Source organism: Micromonospora sp. NPDC049529 (assembly GCF_055586685.1).
In genome coordinates this window covers 42,929-62,594 of the sequence record NZ_JBVJHT010000012.1, presented here as the reverse complement: position 1 = coordinate 62,594, position 19,666 = coordinate 42,929, and the positions used below count along the sequence as shown (strand labels likewise).

The 19,666-nt window shown below is 70.6% G+C and carries 23 protein-coding genes; 16 read left to right on the top strand and 7 right to left on the bottom strand.

What is annotated here, in order from left to right; all coding sequences use genetic code 11:
- Nucleotides 1-16: 16 nt before the first annotated feature.
- Entirely contained in the window at nucleotides 17-652 is a 636-nt protein-coding gene (locus ACZ6QQ_RS21935; RefSeq protein WP_465878569.1) for a hypothetical protein, read from the bottom strand.
- A gap of 409 nt (nucleotides 653-1,061) precedes the next feature.
- Between ACZ6QQ_RS21935 and ACZ6QQ_RS21930 the strand changes: the two genes are divergently transcribed.
- On the top strand, nucleotides 1,062-1,580 hold the full coding sequence (locus ACZ6QQ_RS21930) for an LURP-one-related/scramblase family protein (protein ID WP_465878566.1): 519 nt from the start codon (nucleotides 1,062-1,064) through the stop codon (nucleotides 1,578-1,580).
- 73 nt (nucleotides 1,581-1,653) lie between these two features.
- Here ACZ6QQ_RS21930 and ACZ6QQ_RS21925 read toward each other — a convergent pair whose 3' ends face one another.
- From ACZ6QQ_RS21925 to ACZ6QQ_RS21915, 3 genes are all read right to left on the bottom strand, one after another.
- On the bottom strand, nucleotides 1,654-2,289 hold the full coding sequence (locus ACZ6QQ_RS21925) for a hypothetical protein (RefSeq protein ID WP_465878564.1): 636 nt from the start codon (nucleotides 2,287-2,289) through the stop codon (nucleotides 1,654-1,656).
- Nucleotides 2,290-2,560: 271 nt separating this feature from the next.
- Nucleotides 2,561-2,695: a biotin/lipoyl-containing protein gene (locus ACZ6QQ_RS21920; RefSeq protein ID WP_465878562.1), complete on the bottom strand. Its 135-nt coding sequence runs from the start codon at nucleotides 2,693-2,695 to the stop codon at nucleotides 2,561-2,563.
- A gap of 13 nt (nucleotides 2,696-2,708) precedes the next feature.
- Complete coding sequence (locus tag ACZ6QQ_RS21915) at nucleotides 2,709-2,873, bottom strand: hypothetical protein (RefSeq protein WP_465878559.1); 165 nt, start codon at nucleotides 2,871-2,873, stop codon at nucleotides 2,709-2,711.
- A gap of 188 nt (nucleotides 2,874-3,061) precedes the next feature.
- On the opposite strand from ACZ6QQ_RS21915, the gene ACZ6QQ_RS21910 reads away from it, so the two are divergent.
- The 7 genes from ACZ6QQ_RS21910 to ACZ6QQ_RS21880 all read left to right on the top strand — a co-directional run bounded on the left by ACZ6QQ_RS21910 (nucleotide 3,062) and on the right by ACZ6QQ_RS21880 (nucleotide 8,577).
- Complete coding sequence (locus ACZ6QQ_RS21910) at nucleotides 3,062-4,864, top strand: bifunctional metallophosphatase/5'-nucleotidase (protein WP_465878557.1); 1,803 nt, start codon at nucleotides 3,062-3,064, stop codon at nucleotides 4,862-4,864.
- A gap of 297 nt (nucleotides 4,865-5,161) precedes the next feature.
- Nucleotides 5,162-5,347, top strand: coding sequence for a hypothetical protein (locus ACZ6QQ_RS21905; protein WP_465878555.1), 186 nt, complete (start codon nucleotides 5,162-5,164; stop codon nucleotides 5,345-5,347).
- 72 nt (nucleotides 5,348-5,419) lie between these two features.
- A complete protein-coding gene (locus ACZ6QQ_RS21900) occupies nucleotides 5,420-6,196 on the top strand; it encodes a hypothetical protein (protein ID WP_465878552.1) in 777 nt (258 codons plus the stop codon).
- 87 nt (nucleotides 6,197-6,283) lie between these two features.
- The gene (locus ACZ6QQ_RS21895; protein WP_465878550.1) at nucleotides 6,284-6,604 is read left to right on the top strand and encodes a hypothetical protein; all 321 of its coding nucleotides are present in this window, start codon (nucleotides 6,284-6,286) and stop codon (nucleotides 6,602-6,604) included.
- 40 nt (nucleotides 6,605-6,644) lie between these two features.
- Nucleotides 6,645-7,448, top strand: a complete 804-nt coding sequence (locus ACZ6QQ_RS21890; RefSeq protein WP_465878549.1) for a hypothetical protein — start codon at nucleotides 6,645-6,647, stop codon at nucleotides 7,446-7,448.
- Nucleotides 7,445-7,867, top strand: coding sequence for a hypothetical protein (locus ACZ6QQ_RS21885; RefSeq protein ID WP_465878548.1), 423 nt, complete (start codon nucleotides 7,445-7,447; stop codon nucleotides 7,865-7,867). The genes ACZ6QQ_RS21890 and ACZ6QQ_RS21885 overlap by 4 nt, the downstream gene beginning before the upstream one ends.
- Nucleotides 7,864-8,577, top strand: a complete 714-nt coding sequence (locus tag ACZ6QQ_RS21880; RefSeq protein WP_465878545.1) for a hypothetical protein — start codon at nucleotides 7,864-7,866, stop codon at nucleotides 8,575-8,577. Before ACZ6QQ_RS21885 ends, ACZ6QQ_RS21880 begins: the two co-directional genes overlap by 4 nt.
- 41 nt (nucleotides 8,578-8,618) lie before the next feature.
- On the opposite strand, the gene ACZ6QQ_RS21875 is transcribed toward ACZ6QQ_RS21880, so the two are convergent.
- Entirely contained in the window at nucleotides 8,619-9,734 is a 1,116-nt protein-coding gene (locus ACZ6QQ_RS21875; protein WP_465878544.1) for a geranylgeranyl reductase family protein, read from the bottom strand.
- Nucleotides 9,735-10,131: 397 nt separating this feature from the next.
- Here ACZ6QQ_RS21875 and ACZ6QQ_RS21870 point away from each other — a divergent pair, with 397 nt between their 5' ends.
- The 8 genes from ACZ6QQ_RS21870 (at nucleotide 10,132) to ACZ6QQ_RS21835 (ending at nucleotide 16,330) form a co-directional block, all read left to right on the top strand.
- Nucleotides 10,132-12,006, top strand: a complete 1,875-nt coding sequence (locus tag ACZ6QQ_RS21870) for a S8 family peptidase (protein WP_465878542.1) — start codon at nucleotides 10,132-10,134, stop codon at nucleotides 12,004-12,006.
- A gap of 217 nt (nucleotides 12,007-12,223) precedes the next feature.
- Entirely contained in the window at nucleotides 12,224-12,460 is a 237-nt protein-coding gene (locus ACZ6QQ_RS21865; protein WP_329110428.1) for a hypothetical protein, read from the top strand.
- A complete protein-coding gene (locus ACZ6QQ_RS21860) occupies nucleotides 12,447-13,934 on the top strand; it encodes an MFS transporter (RefSeq protein WP_465878934.1) in 1,488 nt (495 codons plus the stop codon). The genes ACZ6QQ_RS21865 and ACZ6QQ_RS21860 overlap by 14 nt, the downstream gene beginning before the upstream one ends.
- Nucleotides 13,935-14,058: 124 nt before the next feature.
- Nucleotides 14,059-14,259 (top strand): hypothetical protein, encoded by a 201-nt coding sequence (locus tag ACZ6QQ_RS21855; RefSeq protein ID WP_465878540.1) that lies wholly within the window; start codon nucleotides 14,059-14,061, stop codon nucleotides 14,257-14,259.
- Between the two features lie 111 nt (nucleotides 14,260-14,370).
- The gene (locus tag ACZ6QQ_RS21850) at nucleotides 14,371-14,874 is read left to right on the top strand and encodes an Asp23/Gls24 family envelope stress response protein (RefSeq protein WP_465878538.1); all 504 of its coding nucleotides are present in this window, start codon (nucleotides 14,371-14,373) and stop codon (nucleotides 14,872-14,874) included.
- Nucleotides 14,871-15,203, top strand: coding sequence for a hypothetical protein (locus tag ACZ6QQ_RS21845; protein ID WP_465878536.1), 333 nt, complete (start codon nucleotides 14,871-14,873; stop codon nucleotides 15,201-15,203). Before ACZ6QQ_RS21850 ends, ACZ6QQ_RS21845 begins: the two co-directional genes overlap by 4 nt.
- Nucleotides 15,204-15,206: 3 nt before the next feature.
- Complete coding sequence (locus tag ACZ6QQ_RS21840; protein WP_465878535.1) at nucleotides 15,207-15,731, top strand: hypothetical protein; 525 nt, start codon at nucleotides 15,207-15,209, stop codon at nucleotides 15,729-15,731.
- Nucleotides 15,728-16,330 (top strand): hypothetical protein, encoded by a 603-nt coding sequence (locus ACZ6QQ_RS21835; RefSeq protein WP_465878534.1) that lies wholly within the window; start codon nucleotides 15,728-15,730, stop codon nucleotides 16,328-16,330. Before ACZ6QQ_RS21840 ends, ACZ6QQ_RS21835 begins: the two co-directional genes overlap by 4 nt.
- 44 nt (nucleotides 16,331-16,374) lie before the next feature.
- Here ACZ6QQ_RS21835 and ACZ6QQ_RS21830 read toward each other — a convergent pair whose 3' ends face one another.
- Together ACZ6QQ_RS21830 and ACZ6QQ_RS21825 are read right to left on the bottom strand one after the other, a co-directional pair.
- Nucleotides 16,375-17,058 carry a response regulator gene (locus ACZ6QQ_RS21830; RefSeq protein ID WP_465878533.1) on the bottom strand — a complete coding sequence of 228 codons (684 nt, stop codon included), beginning with the start codon at nucleotides 17,056-17,058 and terminating at the stop codon, nucleotides 16,375-16,377.
- 22 nt (nucleotides 17,059-17,080) lie between these two features.
- Nucleotides 17,081-19,624, bottom strand: a complete 2,544-nt coding sequence (locus ACZ6QQ_RS21825) for a sensor histidine kinase (protein WP_465878531.1) — start codon at nucleotides 19,622-19,624, stop codon at nucleotides 17,081-17,083.
- Between the last annotated feature and the right edge of the window lie 42 nt (nucleotides 19,625-19,666).

Here is a 19,666-nt window from a genome sequence, read left to right as displayed (position 1 = left end):
CTGCACCCGTAACTACTTACTTGGTCCAGACGTCCTGCACGATGTGCGCGGCCTGGTTCTCCCACTGCGCGTACGCATCCGGGAACGCCGACACCTGAACCTTCTGCGCCGCATCCGTCAACGGCATGTCCTGCCAACCATCAACCTGCTTCAGGCTCTTCAGGAACGCGGTCGACGCGTAGGTCGGGTCCGTGATCTGCTCCGGAGTACCCCAACCCGAACTCGGCCGCTGCTGGAACAGACCCAGCGAGTCGTGGTCGTTCATGTCACCCAGATGACCCAGGTTCTCCAACTTCGACTCCTGCATCGAAGTAGCAACCGCGATCACCGCACCACGCTCACCCATACCCAGCTTCTTCGCCGTATCCGTAATGACCTTGGCGTTGTCACGCTGTTCCTTACTCAGGTCGATGCTCGACTGAGCACCCTGCGTACCGTGCGGGACGAGCTTGTCCATGCCCGGCTTGTCACTGGTCACCTGCGCGACCGTGGTCATCGCCGGGGCGGCGGCCGTGTGCTCGGCCGGAGACGCGAACACGTGCGACGCGGGCCCGGCAACCGCACCACCGATAAACGCGAGGCCGGCAATACCCAGAGCGGTCTTACGAACAAACGAAGTCTCAGCAAAGGTGGTGAAAGTCGTCGTCTTCACGATGGCTCACCTTTCAATCGGGGGTACCCGACGCGCGCCCACAAGGGGGAAAGGCGCTCGCGTACGGGGTAAGAAGTACGAGGCCACAGCCGGCACGAGGCGAGAACTCAACCCCGGCGCTGCTCCGGTCGTACGCGATGTATAACCGTGCCGGGCCCGCCAACATTCCGCCCACCGGCCCCCGAGCCAAGTCGATCAAGCCAGCAAACCTCGCATACGTCGCGGCGGGGCGCAGTCACGTATGACGAGGAAGCGCCTACCGCGCGTTGGGGCGGGGCCCTACTCCGCGAGGGCACGCCTGTCACCGGTGGGAGCCGGGTCACGGTCGCGAGGTTCGGGGAGCACACGGGGTCGTCGTCCGGCATGTCCTCGGGATGCCCAGGGTGCGGGCCGATGCAAGGATGCACCCATGTACCTGATCCGTGAGCGCCTCTTCGACATCGGCGACGACTTCGACATCACCGACGACTCCGGCCGGAAGGTCTACCGGGTCGACGGCAAGGTGCTGACCCTCCGCGACAAGCTCGTCATCGAGGACACCACCGGCGAGGAGGTCGCCTCGGTGCATCGGCAGCTCATCGCACTCCGACGTACGTACACGATCAAAATCGGTGGCGAGAAGGCGGCCGAGGTACGCAAGAACCTCTTCACTCCGTTCCGGGACAAGTACACGATCGACATACCGGGACCGCACGACCTGGAGATGCGTGGCGACCTGCTCGACCACGAGTACACGGTGGAGCAGGACGGCCGTGAGGTCGCCTCGGTGTCCAAGAAGTGGTTCACGTTCCGTGACACCTACGCGGTGAAGATCCTCGGAGAGGACAATCACCTGCTCATCCTGGCCGGCGTCCTCGCCCTGGATCTCGCGCAGTCCCGCGCCGAGAAGGAGCGCGAAGAGAAGGAGAAGGCGAAGAAGGACGGCTGAGCCGCCGACACGTTAGGCCCGGTCCGGGTCCCGTTGCCGGGACCCGGACCGGGCCGCGTTTTCAGCTTGTTGCTTACTTGGTCCAGACGTCCTGCACGATGTGCGCGGCCTGGTTCTCCCACTGCGCGTACGCATCCGGGAACGCCGACACCTGAACCTTCTGCGCCGCATCCGTCAACGGCATGTCCTGCCAACCATCAACCTGCTTCAACGACTTCAGGAACGCGGTCGAGGCGTAGGTCGGGTCCGTGATCTGCTCCGGAGTACCCCAACCCGAACTCGGCCGCTGCTGGAACAGACCCAGCGAGTCGTGGTCGTTCATGTCACCCAGATGACCCAGGTTCTCCAACTTCGACTCCTGCATGGAGGTAGCAACCGCGATCACCGCACCACGCTCACCCATACCGAGCTTCTTGGCGGTCTCGACAATCGCCTTGGCGTTGTCGGTCTGCTCCTTACTCAGGTCGATGCTCGACTGAGCACCCTGAGTGCCGTGCGGGACGAGCTTGTCCATGCCCGGCTTGTCACTGGTCACCTGCGCGACCGTGGTCATCGCCGGGGCGGCGGCGGTGTGCTCGGCCGGAGACGCGAACACGTGCGACGCGGGCCCGGCAACCGCACCACCGACAAACGCGAGGCCGGCAATACCCAGAGCGGTCTTACGAACAAACGAAGTCTCTACGAAGGTGGTGAAAGTCGTCGTCTTCACGATGGCTCACCTTTCAATCGGGGGTACCCGACGCGCACGCCCATGGGGGTAGGCGAAGCGACTCACTCGGGTGAAAGAAGTACGAGGCCACAGCCGGCACGGGGCGAGAACTCAACCCCGGCGCTGCTCCGGTCGTACGCGATGTATAACCGCCCCGGCCCCGCCAACATTCCGCCGACGGCCACCCGACCCGAGTTGATCAAGCTTGCAAACCTCGCATACGTCGCGGCCGCGGCAACCAATCGCAGCACTGCCGATGGCCGGCTCGGCGTTATTGTGACGAATCCGTGGCGACCAGGATTATCGGCTCGCCAACGGCGAGATCGCATGGCGGCGTGACGAGGACCGCGGTAACAATGCCGGAAACGTCCGAGGGGATCTCCGTATCGACCTTGTCGGTGGACACCGTACAGAAAGGCTCACCGGCTGCGTACGGTGTCGCCGGGCCGGGGGTAGAGCCACCACCGCCTGCGGACCTCGGCCCGGATCGCGGGAGGATCCGGTCGCCGGAGCCGGAGGGGTGTGCCGAACGCGACGGTTGCCGCGAGGATCGCGGCCAGGACGGGAGCGACGACATCCGACACGACCGAAAGGTAGGCCGTCACGTCAACCTCCGACCGATCCCGATCGAACCGCCCCGGTTTCGCCGGAGTGTGCGGCCGATGGCCGGAACGTGTCGACTTCGCCGCTGGACTGGCGCGGTTCCGGGCGGGTGGTTATCGTGCCGACGACGCCCACGAGGCGACACCCACTGTCATTGGAAAGGCGCGTAATGACCTCTCCCTCCGGCCCGTCCCGCCGCCAGCTTCTGGTTGCCGCCGCGGCTGCCGCCGCAGCCGCGCCGCTGGTCGCCGCCACCCCGGCGCAGGCGCACCGGCCCACGAAGCCGAAGAGCTGGGACCTCACCGTCCTGGGTACTTCGGACACTCACGGTAACGTCTACAACTGGGACTACTACAAGGACGCCGAGTACGACGACAGCGCGCACAACGACATCGGGGTGGCGAAGCTGACCACCCTGGTCAACCAGATCCGCAGGGAGCGCCGGGGCAAGGCGACTCTGGTGCTGGACGCCGGGGACACGATCCAGGGCACCTCACTGGCGACGTACTACGCCAAGCAGGAGCCGATCACGTCGACCGGTGAGAAGCACCCGATGGCGCGGGCGATGAACATCCTCGACTACGACGCCGTGACCCTGGGCAACCACGAGTTCAACTATGGTCTGCCCCTGCTCGACCTCTGGATCCGGCAGCTCGGCTTCCCGGCCCTGGCCGCCAACGCGGTCAACGCGCGTACCGGCAAGCCGGCGTACACGCCGTACGTCATCAAGAAGGTCGACCTCGGCGCGGGCGCACCGGCGCTGCGGGTCGGCATCCTCGGTCTGACCAACCCCGGCACGGCCATCTGGGACAAGGGCAACGTCGAGGGCAAGCTCCGGTTCGAGGACATGATCGCGACCGCCGCGAAGTACGTGCCGATCATGCGCCAGCGCGGCGCCGACATCGTGCTGATCTCCGCGCACGGTGGCGACAACGGTACGTCGAGCTACGGCCCGGAACTGCCGAACGAGAACCCGGTCGCGCTGATCGCCCAGCAGGTCCCCGGCATCGACGCGATCCTGTTCGGCCACGCGCACAACGAGGTGGTGGAGCGGTTCGTCACCAACACCGCCACCGGTGTGCAGGTGTTGACGTCGGAGCCGTCACGGTGGGGTCAGCGGCTGACCCGGATGGACTTCACGCTCACCCGGGAACGCAACCACTGGAAGATCACCAGCAAGCACGCCACCATGCTGAACACCAACACCGTGGTCGAGGACCCGAAGGTGCTGGCAGCGGTACGCGCGCAGCACAACAAGACGGTCGCGTACGTGAACCAGGTGGTGGCCACCTCCGCCGTCGCCCTGCCGGCGACCGAGTCCCGGTACAAGGACACCCCGATCCTCGACTACATCAACAAGGTGCAGACCGACGTGGTCGGCGCCGCCCTGGTCGGCACCGCGTACGCGAGTCTGCCGGTGCTGTCGATCGCCGCCCCGTTCAGTCGTACGGCGGTGTTCCCGGCCGGTGACGTGAAGATCAAGGACGTGGCCGGGCTCTACATCTACGACAACACCCTCGAAGCCGTGCTGATCAGCGGCGCCGAGGTGAAGGCGTACCTGGAGTTCTCGGCGAAGTACTTCCGGACGCTGGGTCCGGGTGCCCCGGTCGACCCGGCGACGATCAGCGACCCGTCGGTGCCGGACTACAACTACGACACCATCTCCGGCGTCGACTACGACATCGACATCAGCCGCCCGGTCGGTCAGCGGATCACCCGCCTGGTCCACCCCGGTACGGGCACCCCGGTCGCCGACGGCGACCAGTTCGTGATCGCGGTGAACAACTACCGGCGCAGCGGCGGCGGCAACTTCCCCGGCATCGTGAAGACCCAGATCTACAACCAGCAGCAGGAGATCCGCCAGCTGCTGATCGACTGGGCGCAGGCGAAGGGCACGATCGACCCGGCCGACTTCTTCGTACCGAACTGGCGCCTGGTGCGCGAGGGCGTGCCGGTGGAGTTCCCGAGCTGACCCAGGCTGGGCGTGCCCCGAGCGTGCGCGCCGGTCGGCGTACACGTCGGGTGGGGCGGCGGGTGTCGGACACCGCTGCCCCACCGGACGTCGCGCGTACCGAAGCGGGGTGGCCGGTCGGTAGGGTTCCGTACCCATGGGTGAGTTTCGTGCCGCGGACGGCACCCGGCTGGCGCTGCACGACCTCGGCGGTGCCGGCCCGCCGGTCCTGCTCCTGCCCGGCCTCTGCGGCTACGCCGGCGAGTGGTCGGCGACCGTCGCCTGGCTGACCGGCACCCACCACGTGAGCTGGGCTTCATGTCCGATGAGGAGTACGACCGCATCCGACGACATCCGCTGGTCACCCCGGTCGAGGTGCCGGGCGCCGGCCACGATCTGCGCCTGGACAGCCCGGATCAGTGGCGGGCCGCACTCACCGGCTTTCTCGCCGACCCCGTCCGGATGTCCACCTCCGGTCGGCGGAGTCGAAAACGCACCCCGTGACGGGCGGTGCCCGGAGCTGGTCTGCCGCTAGGGTGCACTGGTGCCAGGGGGAGGAAGCGGAAGGTGCGCGGGGTGAACGGGGACACCGATCCGGACTTCGGACGACTGTGGGCCGAGGCCGACGACCTCGCCCGGCGGGTGGGCGCGGCGGCTGACCCGTCGGCCCGCTACCCGGGCAGCGACCCGGCCGACGTGGTGAGCGTCCAACTCGACGGCGACGGCCGGGTACGACACGTCCGGGTGGCCCAGGGCTGGCGCCGGATCGGCGGTGCCGTCGGACTCGGCGAGGCCGTACGGGCCGCGGTCGACGCGGCGGCGCTGGAGCGGCTGCGGGACCTCGACGCGCGGCTCAGCGAAGGGCTCACGGCGCCGGACGAGGCCGCCGAGGCGATCCCGGACCCGTCGCCGGCACCGTCGGCGGGTCGCCGGTCGGTCGACGAACTGGTGGCGTCGTTGTCGGCACGACCGGACCAGGAGGCGACCATCGAGGCGATGCGGCAGATGGTGCGGATGCTGCGGGATCTTGACGCCGATCTCGACGTCCTGTCCCGGCAGGTCGCCGACCAGCAGAACCGCTCGTACGACGGGCAGGACCCGGCCCGGCAGGTGACCGTACGGGTCACCGGTGCCGGCGCCCCGGTCGCCGTCGAGTACGACGCCCGGTGGCTCCACGCCACGCACGAGGTCAACATCGGCCGGGCGACCCTGGCGGCGTTCGAGGCGGCGTACGCGGTCGCCGGCCGGCACAGCGTGCAGGCTCTGGTCGCCGACAGTCGGATCGGGTCGTTGGGTCGACTGTCCGGGGACCCGCTCGAACTCGCCCGGCGACTCGGGCTGCACCCGTCGTGACCGATCCCACCAGTTCGTCCGTCCGGCGGTCGGCCCTCGCCGACGACCCCGGCGAGCCGGCCCGGCCAGCGATTGTGAGGTAAGACCGTGCCACCGAGCAAAGAGCAGATCGAGGCGTCGATCGCCGCGCTGTACGACGGTGCCCAGTCGTGGGGTCGGCACGCCGACACGATGGACGCCGCGTCGAAGTCGGCCTCGGCGCAGAGCCTGGGCCCGTTCGAGCTGTCCGGCGTGGCGTCGCTCACCGGTCTGGTGGAGACGTACGGCGAGTTGCAGGAGAAGCTGGCGCGGCTGCTGCGGGAGGGTGCCGCCAACTTCGACGCGATCGGGTCGGCGCTGCGCACCGCCGCCGACGGGTACGCCGCCGACGAGCGGGACGCGGTGCACCGGATGCGCGGAATCTACTGACGACGAGCCAGGCACGAACAGCAGACAAGGACGGTGTGCGGTGACGCCGAGCCCCGGTGAGCAGGAGTTCCGCGAACTGATCGAGGAGTTCGAGGCCGCCCTGAGACGCGTACAGCAGAAGACCGGGGAGATCGTCGACAATGTCAACCGGGTGCTGTCGAAGGTGCCCGGTTTCGTCGGCGACGGGATCCGTGACTCGACCGAGCGGTTCGTCGCGCTGATCAACAAGATCTACGCGGAGTTGGACAGGTACGTCGCGAAGCCGGGGTGGCCACCGGCGCTGCTGCGGGTCGGCAACGCCTGGGCGGACGACGTGGGGTCGCCGGTCAGCGCGCTCGCCGGGGCGGCCGACCCGGACAAGTCGGCGATCCTGGACGAGTGGAAGGGGCCGGCGGCGGACGCGTACAAGCGGATGCTGGGTGCGCAGCTCAAGGCGATCACCTCGATCAAGAAGGACTTCGCCGACGCCATCCACGGTGCGCTGACCGCGACCGCGGCGGCGATCGTGGTCTGGTGGGGCTCGATCCTGGTGGCGATCACCGCGCTGGTGGGCGGTCTGATCGGTGCCGCCGCGTCGACCGCGACGGTGTTCGGCGCCCCGGCCGGGCCGTTCATCGCGATCGCCGCGTGTCTGGTGTTCCTGACCGCGCTGGCGGCGGGGACCGGCACCCTGCTCGGGGTGACCGCGGTCCAGGAGGGCAATCTCCGGGACCGGGTCAACGAGTGGCTGGCGTTCGACGGTCACCGCTGGCCGGTCTCGGCCGCCGACAGGATCTCCGACGGCACCCTGCGGGACCCGGCACCGGCGGTCGCCGACGGCACGGACTGGCGCCTGGAGCCATGACCGGACCGGCCGAGGGTGACCGGTTGCGGCGCGCCGCCCGGCTGCGGGCCACCGGGACCGGCGCGCTGCTCATCGCGTACGCGGTGCTGCTCGGCGGGGTCGGGTACCTGCTCGCCGTCGAGCCGGCGGAGGTGCTGGTCCCGGTCGCGGTGGCGCTCGGGGTCGGGGTGCTGGGCTGTGGACCGGTGCTGGTCGCGAACCTCCGCCTGGCCGCCGGGGTGACCGACGGTGCGCGGTGGCTGCTCTGGTGCACGTTCGGGCTGACCGGGCTCGCGGTCGCCGGGCTGTTCGTGGTGGGCATGGTCGAACTGGTCCGGGGTGACGCGGTGGTCGGGACGATCGCGAGCGGCTCGGTCGTGCTGGTGCTCGGCCCGCTGGTCCCGGCGGCGCCGTCGTTCGCGGCGGCGGGGCGCCGATGAGCCCGGCCGAGTCCGACGGGCTCTGGGTGGGCCTGCTCGGGGTCGGCTGCGCGGTCGTGGTCGCGCTGCTGGCCCTGCTGGTCGTCCTCGTCGTGCTGTCCAAACGGCGGGGACGACAACACCGGGACACGCTGCGGCGCTGGGCCGCCCGCAACGGCTGGGTGTACGTGCCGCTGCCGACGGTGGACTGGGCGGCGAGGCTGCCCGGTGGCAACCGGACCGGTGTCACGGTTGTCGTGTCCGGGGTGGTCGCCGGTCACCGGGTGAGCGTCGCCGAGTACGACCACACCGAGACCCACACCGGCACCGGATCCGACGGCATGGGCGGGACCGTCGGCACGACGTCCAGCCACAGCCACCCGTACGTGGTCGTGGTGGTGCACCTGGGGCACCCGTACCCGTCGGTCGAGGTGTCGCCGCGCGGCCCGGCGGCGGCGGTCGGGCGCGCGGTGCTCGGCGGCGGTACGGCGGTGACCGGCGACCCGGACTTCGACCGGGCCTTCCGGGTGGTCGGCGACCCGGTGGCGGTGCGGTGGGTGCTCACCCCCGCCCTCGTCGCCGCGCACGTGTCCGGGTCGGTGCCGCCGTGGACCCTGCACGGGGACGAGCTGATGACCCACCTGCCGGGTCGGCTGGACCGGGTGGACCGGATCCCGGCGCTGGCCGAGCCGCTGACCCGGGTCGCGGCGATGCTGCCCCGGCTGAACTAGTCGCCGCCGAACCCGGACGTCCCGCCCGGTCCGGGCGCCGGTCAGGAGCGGAGCAGGGCCAGTGCCGCGCGCACCGGCATCCGGGTCAGGGTGCGCTGGAACGACGCCTCGCCCTGGCAGAACCGGGCGAACATCCGCCAACCGGGTCGGGTGGCAACCAGGGCGTGGAAGAAGCCGGGGTGTCGGGTGAACGCCCCGAGCAGCCGACGGCCGGCGGCCATCGGCGGCCCGAGCTGTTCGTGTACGGCGGAGACGTACCCGTCGAGGTCACCGCTGGCGGCGGCGGCTCCGGCCAGCGCGCCGGAGCGCAGCGCGAAGCTGATCCCCTCGCGGGTCCACGGTTCCAGCAGGCCGGCCGCGTCACCGGCGACCAGCACCCGGTCCCGGCGCAGTGGCGAGGTTTCGGTGCGGCAGCGGGTCAGGTGTCCGGAGTCGTGGATCGGTTCGATCCCGGCGAGGCCGAGCCGGTCGACGAAGTCGCGCAGGTAGCGCCGGGTTGCCTCGCCCCGGCCGCGTTCGGCGATGACGCCGACGGTGAGCACGTCGCCCTTGGGGAAGACCCACGCGTACGAGCCGGGGATCGGGCCCCAGTCGAGCAGGAGCCGGCCCTTCCAGTGGTCCCGCAGCGCCGCCGGGACCGGCAGTTCCACCTCTAGCCCGAGGTCGACCTGGTCGTACTCGACGCCGACGTGCCGGGCGGTGATGCCGGAGGATCCGTCCGCGCCGACCACCACCCCCGCGGTGACCTCGGTGCCGTCGGCGAGGCGGATCCGTACGCCGGTCGGCTGCTGGTCGATGGCGCGGACCGCTACCCGTTCCCGGATCTCGGCGCCCGCGTCGGCGGCGGCCCGGCGCAGCCGGTCGTCGAACTCCGGGCGGCGCACCATCAGCACCAGTGGTGAGCCGTGGTCGCGGCTGAATTCGCGCCGGCCGTCATGGGTGAACGTCACGCTGTGCACGCGGTCGTCGGCGGGGACCTCGATCCGTCCGCCGAGGGCGGCGAGCGAGGTGCCGATCAGCCCGCCTCCGCAGGTCTTGTAGCGGGGGTGTTCGGCCCGCTCCAGCACGATCGTACGGGCTCCGGCCGAAGCGGCGGCGTGGGCGGCGGAGAGGCCGGCCGGGCCGGCGCCGACGACGGCGACGTCACATGCGGTCACGGAAGCAGCCTAGAGGAACGGCCCACGGCGCCGACCGGAGGCACATTGATGTTTCATGGTGATTGCCGGTGGCCTATGTTTGCACCGATCCCTGTTTCGGATCCTGCGCCCGATGTGTCACGACAATGCATTTACTCACCCTGAAACGTGAGACATTAAGCTAGTCCACTCAGGTTCGTCCCTTGAGGACAAAACACGCAGCCTGACCTCGGCATAGGCGACACACGCGCATGACCGACGCGGCCGGAACAGCTCAGAATACGCGACGCGGCAAACAAATCATACATCTCTACATTTCGATGAATTCCCCCTAGCATTTCCCCCAATCAGTTACCCGGAACCATCGATCGGTGGACCACGAGTCCACCGACCGAGCATCGGAAGGGGAGCACGAGGGATGACAACCTCAGGGTCACCCGGGCGCCGCTGGCGCATCGGAGCAGCCGTCACGGCCGCCGCGACCGCCGCGGTCGCGTTCGCCAGTCCCGTCGCCGCCGCACCCGCCGAAGGGCAGATCCTGCGGGCCGGCGGCGCCACGGCGGTTGCCGGCTCGTACGTCGTGGTGTTCAAGGACGCCTCGGTCGCCCAGACCGAGGTCACCGACACCGCCAAGAGCCTGGCCAAGCGACACGGCGGCAACGTCGCCCGCACCTACCAGCACGCCCTGCGCGGCTTCGAGGTGCAGCTGTCCGAGGCCGCCGCCAAGCGGCTCGCCGCCGACCCGTCGGTGAAGTACGTCCAGCAGAACCACACCGTGCGCATCGCCGCCACCCAGACCCCGACCCCCTCCTGGGGCCTGGACCGGATCGACCAGCGGGCCCTGCCGCTGAACAACTCCTACACCTACCCGAACAACGGCGCGGGCGTGCGGGCGTACATCATCGACACCGGCATCCGGTTCTCGCACAGTGACTTCGGCGGGCGCGCGGTCACCGGCTTCGACGCGGTCGACGGCGGCTCCGCCGACGACGGCAACGGGCACGGTACGCACGTCGCCGGCACCGTCGGCGGAACCGCGTACGGCGTGGCCAAGGGCGTGACCCTGGTCGGCGTCCGGGTGCTCGACAACGGCGGCAGCGGCACCTACGCCGGTGTCATCCAGGGCATCGACTGGGTGACCGCGGACCACGACCCGGGTGAGCGGGCGGTCGCCAACATGAGCCTCGGCGGCGGTTTCGACCAGGGCGTGAACGACGCGGTGACCCGGTCGATCGCGGACGGCGTGGTCTACGGTCTCGCGGCCGGTAACGAGTACAACTCCAACGCCTGCAACGTCTCCCCCGCCAGCACCCCGAACGGGATCACGGTCGGGGCGACGGAGTCGAACGACGCCAAGGCGACCTACTCCAACATCGGCACCTGCCTGGACATCTTCGCCCCGGGTAGCGCCATCACCTCGGCCTGGAACACCGGCGACAGTGCGACCAACACCATCAGCGGCACCTCGATGGCCACCCCGCACGTGGTCGGCGCCGCCGCCCTGGTGCTCTCGGCCAGCCCCTCCTACACACCGCAGCAGGTACGGGACAAGCTGGTCAACGACGCCACCAACGGCGTGGTGACCAGCCCGGGTACCGGTTCGCCGAACAAGCTGCTCTACATCGGCAACGTGGTCCCGCCGACCCAGGACTTCTCGATCGCGGTGGCCCCGGCCGCCGGCACGGTCAACCCGGGCCAGTCGGTGACCGCCACGGTCAGCACCGCCACCACCGTCGGCAGCGCGCAGTCGGTGGCGCTGAGCGCGAGCGGCCTGCCCAGCGGGGCGACCGCGACGTTCAGCCCGGCGACGGTCACCTCGGGCGGCTCGTCCACCCTGACCATCGCCACCACCAGCGCCACCCCGTCGGGCACCTACACGGTGACCGTCACCGGCACGGGTCCGGTCACCACCCAGGCGACCACGTACTCGCTGACGATCAACGGGGCACCGGGTTGCACCCAGACCAACGGCAACGACGTGGCGATCCCGGACAACACCACGGTGGAGAGCACGATCACCATCTCCGGGTGTGCCCGCAACGGCCGGACCAACGCCACGGTCGCGGTCAACATCGTGCACACGTACCAGGGTGACCTGGTCGTCTCCCTGATCGCGCCGGACAACAGCGCCTACGTCCTGCACAACCGGACCGGCGGCAGCACCGACAACATCAACACGACCTACACGGTCAACCTCTCCACCGAGCCCGCCAACGGCACCTGGCGCCTGCGGGTCCAGGACGCGGCGACCATCGACACCGGGTACATCAACACCTGGACCCTGGCGCTCTGACGCCTTCGTCCCACCCGGTCGCAGGTTCACCCGGAGCCCCGGCACCATGCCGGGGCTCCGGCCCGTCCGGGTAAGGTCCGCCCGGCCCCGGGGGCCCGCCGGCCAAGGACGGCAAACCTCTCATGTACGCCCCGCCGGTCGGGAATCATCGGCTGGGGGCGGGGTATCCGCCCGGTCGTGAGGTGCCCGACAGTGTGGTCGAGCGGAGGAGCTTTCCATGCGACAAGTACAACTATCGGACGTCGAGGAGCGGGTGTACGCGGCGGTCACCGCCCTTGAGGCAAAGGGGCAGGTGCCCTACCCGGCGGCCATCGCCGACGAATCCGGGCTGGCCGAGGAGCAGTTGACCGCCCCGCTGCACAACCTCTCGGTGAAGAACCTGCTGCACCGGGAGGACTCCCCGCTGGCCGGCCTCGACTTCGGCCCCCGGTGGTGCGCGCATCAAGCCGCGTAGCGGCCGGGGCGGGACGGACCGCCAGCGCAATCTCGCGCTGGCGGTAGGTCTGATCGCGGCGTTCATGACGCTGCTCGACGTGAGCATCGTCAACGTCGCCGTACCGTCGATCGAGCGGGCTCTGAAGGCGTCACCGAGCGAGCTGCAGTGGGTGCTCTCCGGGTACGCGCTCACCTTCGGCCTGGTCCTCGTCGCGGCCGGTCGGTTCGGCGACATCCGGGGCCGGCGCAACGTGTTCATCGCCGGCTTGGCCCTGTTCACCCTCTCCAGCGCGGCGGCCGGTCTGGCCACCTCACCGGAATGGCTGATCATCGCGCGACTGATCCAGGGTGCCGCCGCCGGCATCGTCAACCCACAGGTCGTCGGCATGATCCAGCAGATGTTCCAGGGGTCGGAGCGGGGCCGCCCATTCGGTCTGCTCGGCTCGGTCATCGGCATCTCGACCGCGATCGGGCCACTGCTGGGCGGGCTGCTGATCGCGCTGGAGGGTACGCACGAGGGCTGGCGGCTGGTCTTCTTCGTGAACGTACCGGTCGGCATCGCCACCATCATCTTCGGCTGGCGGGTGCTGCCACCGCACCACCCCGGCCCGGAGAAGAGCCTCGACCCGGTCGCGGTGCTGCTGCTCGGCTTCGGCGTGACGCTGCTGCTGCTGCCGCTGATCGAGGAGCGGCAGTGGCAGGGCTTCCTGAAGTGGCTGCTGATACCCGCGGCGGGACTGGTGCTGACCGGGTTCGTCTACTGGGAACGCCGCTACCGGCGCCGGGGGGAGCCGTTGTTCGACCTCGCCCTGTTCGGGCACCGGTCGTACAGCCTGGGGAGCCTGATCGCGCTGCTCTACTTCGCCGGCTTCACCGCGCTGTTCTTCATCTTCACCCTGTTCCTGCAGAACGGGCTGCGCTACAGCGCGCTCGCCGCCGGGTTCGCGGTGACCCCGTTCGCCCTCGGCTCGGCCAGCTCGGCGATCCTCGGCGGCCGGCTGGTCAACCGGTTCGGCCGGCCGCTGGTCGCGATCGGGCTGACCCTGGTCGCGATCGGGCTGATCGGCATCATGGTGGCGCTGCACTTCGTGCCCGGCCGGGGCGCCCCGTACGCGACCGCCGCCCCGCTGCTCGTCGCCGGTCTGGGCAGCGGACTGGTGATCACCCCGAACCAGACCCTCACCCTGGCCGAGGTGCCGGTGGAACGCGGCGGTGCGGCGGCGGGCATGTTGCAGACCGGTCAGCGGATCGGCTCGGCGGCCGGGATCGCCGGCGTCGGCACGGTGTTCTTCAACGCCCTCGCCTCCACCCACAACGGCTGGGCACGGGCGTTCCGGGACGCGCTGCTCATCGCGCTCGGTTTTGTCCTCATCGCCCTCGTCGCGGCGATGGGCGACATCGTGGCCAGTCGGCGCGCGGCGGGACGGTCGGGCGCGGCGGCACCGGGGGGCGGGAGCCGGCCCGGCGGCAACGCGGGCTCGGCGAGCCGCTAAACCTGCCGATCCCGGAAATGCCTGTGATCCGGCTCACTCAAATGACGGAGTCGGCCGGGTTCGGAACGGCGTCACCGGTGTATGCAACGGGCGAACCGTCCGTCCGCCACCGGGGAGGTAACCAATGTCCCGCCAGCAGTTCGGTTTCGTGATCGGCTTCCTCATCGCGGCGGTGTGGGCCGTCGCCGGTTTCGGCGCGGCGGCCGGAGCGGTGCTCGCCGGCCTGGTCGGCTGGCTCGCCGTACGGGTGATCGACGGCGACCTGTCGGTGGCCGGACTCGCCGACCGGGCCAACGCCAACCGGCGCCGTTCGCCCACGTCGTAGCGCACCCACGTCGTAGCGCGCCCCGCCGCCGAGGCGTCAGTGGACCCGACCGTGGTTGGCACCCGGATGTCGTGCCACGCCCGGACCAGGAACGAGTTCAGGAGGCAGCAGATGGCTGACACCGACACCCGGACCGATGGCCGGGAGAAGATCAAATCCCCGAGCCAGCTCATCCAACCCGGCACCGGACAACCCGCACGCGCCCAGCTCACCACCGACTCCGGCAAGACCCGGATCGCCGAGGGCGTGGTCGCGAAGATCTCCGGTTTCGCCGCCCGGGAGATCCCCGGCGTGCACTCGATGGGCTCCGGCATGGCCCGCCGGGTCGGACAACTGCGCAATCTCGTACCGGGCGGGTCGGAGGCGTCGACCCAGGGCGTATCAGTCGAGGTCGGCGAGCGCGAGGCGGCCGTGGACCTGGACATCGTCACCTGGTACGGCCAGAGCATCGTCGACGTCTCCGACGCGGTACGCCGCAACGTGATCGATCGGGTGCAGGCGATGACCGGCCTGAACGTGATCGAGGTGAACATCAACGTGGACGACGTGTTCGTCGACGGCGAGCAGAGCGGCGGCAGCGCGAGCGGCGGCGGCTCGGGTACGCGGACCTCATGACCGAGCAACGCGACCGTACCAATCGAATCGCCCTGGCCACCTCGGTACGCGACGCCGTCCTCGGGGTCGACGGGGTGGCCGGTCTTGCCACCGGCGGGCCGGTGGAGGTGGCCACCCTGTACGCCGGTGGCAAGGTCGCCGGGGTCCGGTTGGCCGACGACCTGGTCGAGGTGCACGTCACCGTCGAGGCGGTACCGATCGGACCGCTCGGTGAACGGATCGGAGCGGCCGTACGGGACGTGCTGAAACGGGCCGGCGCGGACCGGCCGGTAGAGGTCGTCGTCGACGACGTCGACCTGGCGTCACTCGCCGCGTTACCCCGGAGGTGATCCATGCGGATCGTCAACCGGCTGGCGTCACTGCTGCTGGCCGTCATCCTGCTCGGCGGCGGCCTGCTGCTCGCGGCCGAGGCGGCGGCGGTCGCCCTGGACCTGCCGTCGGTGCTGATCGACCGGACGGGCTGGTTCGACACTTTGACCACCACCACGGTCGGCGACCCGGTGATCTTCGCGATCGCGATCGCGGTCGGCGTACTGGGCCTGCTGATCCTGCTCACCCAACTGCGCCGGTGGACGCCGAACCGGCTCGCCGTACCGCTCGCCGACGGGTGGCACCTGCACCGCCGGTCGGTGGAGCACCGGCTCGCCGACGCCGCCGACCGGGTACCCGGCGTACGGGACGCGCAGGCGCGGGTACGCCGGCACGGCGACTCGTGGTCGTCCCGAATCCGGGCCGTCGGTGACCCGTCCGCCCGAGGGCAGGTCGAGCACGCGGTCCGCCAGGAACTCGACCGGCTGGCCGCGCCACCGGCCGACCGGCTCGACATCGAACTCGCCCGCGAACGGAGGACGACATGAGCCACGCCGGCAACCGGCTGCTCTGGACGGTGATCGGCCTGCTGCTGACCGCCCTCGGCGCGGCGGCGGCGGTGGCGAACCTCGGCCACCTGCCGGGAATTGACGAACGGGCGCCGCTGATCTGGTCGGCGTTCCGGGGGGTGTTCCGGGACATCTCACCGTGGGGCCCGATCGTCACCATCGCCCTCGGACTGCTGCTGGCCTACCTCGGCTGGACCCTGCTGCGCCGGCAACTGCGTCCGGCTGGCAACCCGGCGATGGACGAGTACGACCTGCGGGCCGTCACCGGCGACCGGGCGTCGTACGACGGTAGCGGTCCCGGCGTCACCATCGTGCAGGGATCGTCCCTGGCCGACGGACTCGAACGCGATCTCGTCCGCGAGCCGCAGATCCGCCGGGCCTCGGTCTGGCTGACCGGGGACCCGCCCGCCCCGGAGATCAGGATCAAGCTGTACGTGACCCCGCAGGCCCCACTGGCCACGTTGCGCGAATCGGTGCAGGCGGCGGTGGACCGGTTCGCCGCCACCTCCGGGCTGCGCCCGAGACACCTCGACATCACCGCGCGGGTCGACGCGGGCGGTGCCGCCCGGGTGCACTGAGCCCACGGCCCCGCCGCCGCACGGTCCACCGCCGCCGACGCCGCCTATTCGGGTTGGAACCGGTAACCCATGCCCGGTTCGGTCAGCAGGTGGCGCGGCCGGGCCGGGTCGTCCTCCAGCTTCCGGCGCAGCTGGGCCATGTACTGGCGCAGGTAGTTGGTCTCGGACTGGTACTGCGGCCCCCACACGTCGTGCAGCAACTGGCGCTGGCTGACCAGTCGGCCCGGATTGCGGACCAGGATCTCCAGCAGGTGCCACTCGGTCGGGGTGAGCCGCACCTCCCGTCCGTCGTCCGAGCGGACCGTCCGGGCCGCCAGGTCGACCGTGTGGCGACCGACGGTGGCGCTGGACACCGCCTCCCCCGCACCGGCCGTACGCCGGGTCACCGCCCGTACCCGGGCCAGCAGTTCGTCCACCCCGAACGGCTTGGTGACATAGTCGTCGGCACCGGCGTCGAGGGCGAGGACCTTGTCCTGACTGCCGGCCCGGCCGGAGAGCACGATGATCGGGACGTTGGTCCAGCCGCGCAGGCCCCGGATCACGTCCACCCCGTCCATGTCCGGCAGGCCGAGGTCGAGCACGACCAGGTCCGGCTGCTGGCTGGCGGCCAGCCGCAGCGCGTCGGCCCCGTCGGCGGCGACCGCCACCTCGTAGCGTCGGGCCCGCAGGTTGATCCGCAACGCCCGCAGGATCTGTGGCTCGTCGTCGACCACCAGCACCCTGGTCACGCCGGCACCCCCGCTGCTCCGCTCATGTGCTGTCTCCTTCGGCCGCCGGCAGGCTGAGCACCATGGTCAGCCCCCCACCGGGGGTGTCCTCGGGAACAAGTGTGCCGCCCATCGCCTCGGCGAGGCCACGAGAGAGCGCCAACCCGAGCCCGACCCCGGCGTGGTTGTCCCGGTCGCCGTGCCGCTGGAACGGCAGGAAGGCCCGTTCCCACTGGTCGTGCGGCAGGCCGGGACCGTGGTCGGTGACCCGCAGCTCGACCAGCCCGCCGTGTTCGCTGGCCGAGACCGACGGCGGCCGGTCCGGCGGGCTGAACCGCAGCGCGTTCGCGACCAGGTTCACCAGCACCCGCTCCAGCAGGCCGGGGTCGGCCAGCACCGCCCGCAGGTGGGCGGGGAGGCTCACCCGTACCCGCCGGGCCGGCTCGCCCATCTCGTCCAGCACCGGCGGGACCGCGTCCTCCAGCCCGATCGGCGCCAGCGACAACCCGAGCACGCCGGCCTGCAACCGGCTCATGTCCAGCAGGTTCGTCACCAGCCGGGTCAGCCGGTCGAGCGACTCGTCGGCGGTGGCGAGGAGTTCCTCGCGGTCGGACTCGTCGAACTCGACCTCGTGGCTGCGCAGGCTGGTCACCGCCGCCTTCGCCGACGCCAGCGGCGTACGCAGGTCGTGGCTGACGGCGGCGAGCAGTGCCGTACGCATCCGGTCGGCCTCGGCCAGCGGCCGGGCGGTCGCCGCCTCCTCGGCCAGCCGCTCCTGCCGCAGGGCGAGCGCGGCCTGGGCGGCGAACGCCTCCACCACCCGCCGGTCGGCCGCGGCGAGCACCCGGCCGCAGAGCACCAGGGAAAGGTTCTCGGCGGCGCGTACCTCGACGTCCCCGCCGGCCGGGGTGAGACACGGCGCCGGCCCGACGCTGCCGGCGACCCGCCAAGCCCTGGGGTCGCGCTGGCGGTCCGGTCCGTCCGCCACCTCGGAGGCCCGCTCCAGCAGGGTGACCGAGGTGAGCCCGAAGGTCTCCCGGAGCTGTTCCAGCAGGGCGGTCAGCGGTCGGGCGCCACGCAACACGCTGCCGGCGACCGTGGCGAGCGTCTGGGCGTCAGCGCTGGCCCGCGCCGCCTCCCGGGTACGCCTCGCCGCCAGGTCGACCACCGCGCTGACCGCCGCCGCGACGAGTAGGAACACGACCAGGGCGAGTAGGTTCTCCCGCTGCGCGATGGTGAACGCGTGCAGCGGCGCGGTGAAGAAGTAGTTGATCACCAGTGAGGCGACCACCGCGGCCAGCAGTGCCGGCCAGAGCCCGCCGACCAGGGCCACGGCGATCACCATGCCGAGGAAGAGCAGGATGTCGCTGGCCAGGGAGAGGTCGTCGGCGAGCAGCCGGAGCAGCACGGTCAGCACCGGGATGCCGATCGCGGCCAACCCGAACCCGGTCAGCCGGCGGCGCCGGGACAGCGCACTGGTCACCGATGGTGGGCGGCGGCCGTGCCCGATCTGCTCGTGGGTCACCAGGTGGACGTCGATCGACCCGGACAGCGCCACCGTGGTGACCCCGACGCCACGGGAGAGGATCTGCGCCAGCCGGCCGCGTCGGCTGGCGCCGAGCACGATCTGACTGGCGTTCACCCCACGGGCGAAGTCGAGCAACGCGGTGGCGATGTCGCCGCCCACCACCTGGTGGTACGTGCCGCCGAGGCTCTCCACCAGCACCCGCTGCCGGGCCAACTGGGTCGGGTCCACGCCGGTCAGCCCGTCGCTGCGACCGACGTGTACGGCGAGCAGGTCGGCACCGGTCGGCGTACGGGCGGCGACCCGGGCCGCCCGGCGGATCAGGGTCTCCCCCTCGGGTCCACCGGTCAGGGCCACCACTACCCGCTCCCGCGCCTCCCATGTGGCGCCGATGTCGTGCTCGGCCCGGTAACGGTCGAGCTGGTCGTCGACCTTGTCGGCGAGCCAGAGCAGGGCGAGTTCGCGCAGCGCGGTGAGGTTGCCGACCCGGAAGTAGTTGCCGAGCGCGGCATCGATCTTGTCGGCCCGGTAGATGTTGCCGTGCGCCATCCGTCGGCGCAGCGCCTCCGGGGTCATGTCGACCAGTTCGACCTGCTCGGCGGAGCGGACCACGTCGTCGGGCAGGGTCTCCCGCTGGGTGATGCCGGTGATCTGCTCCACCACGTCGTTGAGCGACTCCAGGTGCTGGATGTTCACCGTGGAGAGCACGTCGATGCCGGCGTCGAGCAGCTCCTGCACGTCCTGCCAGCGCTTGGCGTTGCGGGAGCCGGGCACGTTGGTGTGGGCGAGTTCGTCCACCACCGCGATCTCGGGCCGCCGGGCGAGCACCGCGTCGAGGTCCATCTCGGTGAACTCGGCACCCCGGTAGGTGATCGTCGCGCGCGGCACGATCTCCAGGTCACCGATCATCGCCGCGGTGTGCTTGCGGCCGTGGGTCTCGGCGAATCCGACCACCACGTCGGTGCCCCGCTCGGCGCGGCGGTGCGCCTCCTCCAACATCGCGTACGTCTTGCCCACGCCGGGGGCGGCCCCGAGATGGATGCGCAGTTGTCCACGTGCCACCAGTTGATCCTGCCGCATCCTTACTCGGAGCCGCCCCGGGTC

What these genes read in the sequence shown, in the direction of transcription:
- ACZ6QQ_RS21865 (WP_329110428.1), top strand. Translation starts at nt 12,224, where the DNA reads ATGCGACAAGTACAACTATCGGACGTCGAGGAGCGGGTGTACGCGGCG.
- ACZ6QQ_RS21850 (WP_465878538.1), top strand. Translation starts at nt 14,371, where the DNA reads ATGGCTGACACCGACACCCGGACCGATGGCCGGGAGAAGATCAAATCC.
- ACZ6QQ_RS21880 (WP_465878545.1), top strand. Translation starts at nt 7,864, where the DNA reads ATGAGCCCGGCCGAGTCCGACGGGCTCTGGGTGGGCCTGCTCGGGGTC.
- ACZ6QQ_RS21840 (WP_465878535.1), top strand. Translation starts at nt 15,207, where the DNA reads ATGCGGATCGTCAACCGGCTGGCGTCACTGCTGCTGGCCGTCATCCTG.
- ACZ6QQ_RS21835 (WP_465878534.1), top strand. Translation starts at nt 15,728, where the DNA reads ATGAGCCACGCCGGCAACCGGCTGCTCTGGACGGTGATCGGCCTGCTG.
- ACZ6QQ_RS21870 (WP_465878542.1), top strand. Translation starts at nt 10,132, where the DNA reads ATGACAACCTCAGGGTCACCCGGGCGCCGCTGGCGCATCGGAGCAGCC.
- ACZ6QQ_RS21855 (WP_465878540.1), top strand. Translation starts at nt 14,059, where the DNA reads ATGTCCCGCCAGCAGTTCGGTTTCGTGATCGGCTTCCTCATCGCGGCG.
- ACZ6QQ_RS21930 (WP_465878566.1), top strand. Translation starts at nt 1,062, where the DNA reads ATGTACCTGATCCGTGAGCGCCTCTTCGACATCGGCGACGACTTCGAC.
- ACZ6QQ_RS21885 (WP_465878548.1), top strand. Translation starts at nt 7,445, where the DNA reads ATGACCGGACCGGCCGAGGGTGACCGGTTGCGGCGCGCCGCCCGGCTG.
- ACZ6QQ_RS21905 (WP_465878555.1), top strand. Translation starts at nt 5,162, where the DNA reads ATGTCCGATGAGGAGTACGACCGCATCCGACGACATCCGCTGGTCACC.
- ACZ6QQ_RS21845 (WP_465878536.1), top strand. Translation starts at nt 14,871, where the DNA reads ATGACCGAGCAACGCGACCGTACCAATCGAATCGCCCTGGCCACCTCG.
- ACZ6QQ_RS21910 (WP_465878557.1), top strand. Translation starts at nt 3,062, where the DNA reads ATGACCTCTCCCTCCGGCCCGTCCCGCCGCCAGCTTCTGGTTGCCGCC.